This is a genomic window from Lysinibacillus sp. fls2-241-R2A-57, from assembly GCF_030209535.1.
GTDB lineage: Bacteria > Bacillota > Bacilli > Bacillales_A > Planococcaceae > Lysinibacillus.
This window is the reverse complement of the sequence record NZ_JARVRU010000107.1, coordinates 1-2,676: the sequence shown is the minus strand read 5'-3', so window position 1 is coordinate 2,676 and position 2,676 is coordinate 1. Positions and strand designations below refer to the sequence as shown.

The following is a 2,676-nucleotide window of genomic DNA, read 5'->3' as shown; positions in this document are numbered from 1 at the left end:
ACTAAAAACTTTATTGATTACGTTTTGCTTGTTCAGTTTTCAAGGTTCATTTCGTCGCCGTTTTGTTTCAGCAACTTTTTCAGTATAACATTTCTTGTTTTCGTTGTCAAATCTTTTTTTGAAAGTTTTTCAACTTCGTTTCAGAAGCGACAACTCTTTATATACTATCACTCTCGAATTCGTATGTCAACATCTTTTTAATGTTTTTCGAATTCGTTTTGTTTCTACGTCGTCTTAGCGACAATTAATAATTTATCATGATTCTAAAACATTCGCAAGTGTTTTTTTGCTATTAAATTATCTTTTTTATAAATCTTGAATTAGTAAGCTATTTTACGATTTTTCGAGTATTAAATAACTCTTATAATTTTTTAGCTACCTCTATATTTGTATTGCTATACATCTCTTTCTTATAAATCTCAACAAACTAAATTAAAGGAAATCCTTATTTCGGCTCTTCACCAAAACATCTACTTGACTAAGAGCCGTATTCAATTCATTCTACATTGCACTCGAGTCAAATCGTTTCCTTATAGTGTTGCAGGTTACGCATAAAAAAGTGACGACGTTGTAAGGCTTTAATGAGGTTATTTTTCCCTTCAACTGCCGCATTAGTGAAACGTAATTGATGGTAATTACAAACAGTCTTGCACTTTAGGATGAAAAATTATGCGCAAAGTGTCGCCTGTTCGCAGAAATATGCTTATAATTCAAGGATGGTGCGTCCTGGAATAATATCTAAAAATGTGCCATTTCGCAAGTCATGCAAACCAGTATTGTAGGTATGCCCCTTGCGAATGGCAAAATCATCAAGTCCAAGCACGAGATTTTGACAATGAGATGCCTTGTGCTGACAGGCTTGTTGAACACGTGAAGCTTCTTTCTTTTTCCAGGTTTTCACGATACGAGCTACCGTTGTCGCAGGTGTTTCCGTTACACGCGCTGTATGTGTGATAGTTGCCCCAATTGCTTGTTTTGGTAAAGTCGTTTCAAATGCCTTTGTATAGCGCTTGTTAGGTGCTACAAATTCATAATGCCAGACGAAAGCAGCTATATACGCTTTACAAGAAAGACGAATAGCAGGCAACTTTAAATAAACTCGACACCCAAAAGCATCAAGGTGACGGACTGTACGTCTATAACTAATCCCCCGACGAATCGTTTGATTAGACTTGCAAATGAGACATGATTGCTTCAATTCGATTGGCTCACATCGATGAGAATCTGTTGGTCTATTTTTTCGGTTGCAATAATTTTTAATTTTGGTAAATCCCATAAATCCTTGATAGAATGAGAGTGCATCTGTATACCTCGCTGATTTGTTTGGTGGTACTCTCAACTCTAGCGGATACAGGTGCTTTTTTGTATTCATTTTTAATCAAGAACAAATTTTGGCGTTGAGCCCTTATTCCTAATCAAAATATAGTCCTTTTTAAACAACTCTCTCAAGCTTTCTTCGACATCATTAGTTAGTCAGATGTGCACAACCACATACAAGATATATCGATTCAAACAATCTTGTAGAAGATTTCCTTAGTGATGAACACCTCGCGCTTGATACCACACATTTTGAGTCACGTGATCAGCGAAACATACTGAAAAAACATGGCCCTCTATCAAAGAAGAACACACTACTTGGCTCGCTGCACAAACTGAAATTAAAGAAAGTCAATCGACAGAATCAAACGTCAGGTAGATACTTCACTTGAAACGCTTTATAGAACGCCCAATTGAATCAAACTGGGGCATCAGAAAAAAATTGATGGCAAAAATACATTCTGTTATAGCTCCAAAGGTTATCTTGCTGTTTCAATAAAGGATCAATACATCGTGAGTCGTTTGATGCCATCGGATAATTTATCAGATAGCAAAGTAGCTATCCCTCTTTTAATAAAAGCAGAAAGTATATTGTCGAGTCACTTTATGACGCCGATTTGGATGGTTATATATTGAACCGATTTATCGCCAGGTTTATGCCCGACAAATGCGCGTAATCATTCTCTATAATGTCCGCAATAAAAGCGAGTAACTTGGATTGGAGGAGCATTTCAGACCGACATATGTACGTGAACCACAGCTACTGTTATGACAACTTCGATGAAAGTAACGAACACTAAAATTCACAAAATCATAGGAATGTGAAAGCTATCCGTTATGTGATGATCTTTGTCAGAAGGTTTTTAAAATCAATTTGACATGGATTACGAAATTTCACGTCCAGCACGTGACTCTGAACTTAGGAAACAACTGTGTAAAGAGCGAACAGCCATTGAACATGTAAACTCATACTTAAGCAATATTTTCAGTTAAACAATGCCCGTCGCAGAATAGGAAGAAAAGCTAAACTTCATTTCAACCTGGTGACGTTTATAATGACTGCAAATTAGCATTAGATCGTCTCAATACTTTATTACAAACACAAACTCAAGCAGCATAATTTTTAAAACGTAAGTCTTCTTAATAGAGCAGTCTAAGCTCTGGGAAAATATGATTTATGAAATTGATTTATTGAATAAAGAAAAACCCCGAATAGGTCCACTTTTTTAAAGTGTTCACTATTCGGGGTTCAGTTTATTTTATTCCATAAAATAAAAACAGCCAGCACACAGCTGACTGTTTCTTTGCCTAGCGACGTCCTACTCTCACAGGGGGAAGCCCCCAACTACCATCGGCGCT

The 2,676-nt window shown here is 36.5% G+C and carries 2 protein-coding genes; both read right to left on the bottom strand.

The window, feature by feature from the left end; all coding sequences use genetic code 11:
• Window positions 1-517 precede the first annotated feature (517 nt).
• Complete coding sequence (locus QRN68_RS26960; protein WP_350224360.1) at window positions 518-661, bottom strand: transposase; 144 nt, start codon at window positions 659-661, stop codon at window positions 518-520.
• A gap of 42 nt (window positions 662-703) precedes the next feature.
• A complete protein-coding gene (locus QRN68_RS17080) occupies window positions 704-1,339 on the bottom strand; it encodes a hypothetical protein (protein ID WP_285398114.1) in 636 nt (211 codons plus the stop codon).
• Window positions 1,340-2,676 lie beyond the last annotated feature (1,337 nt).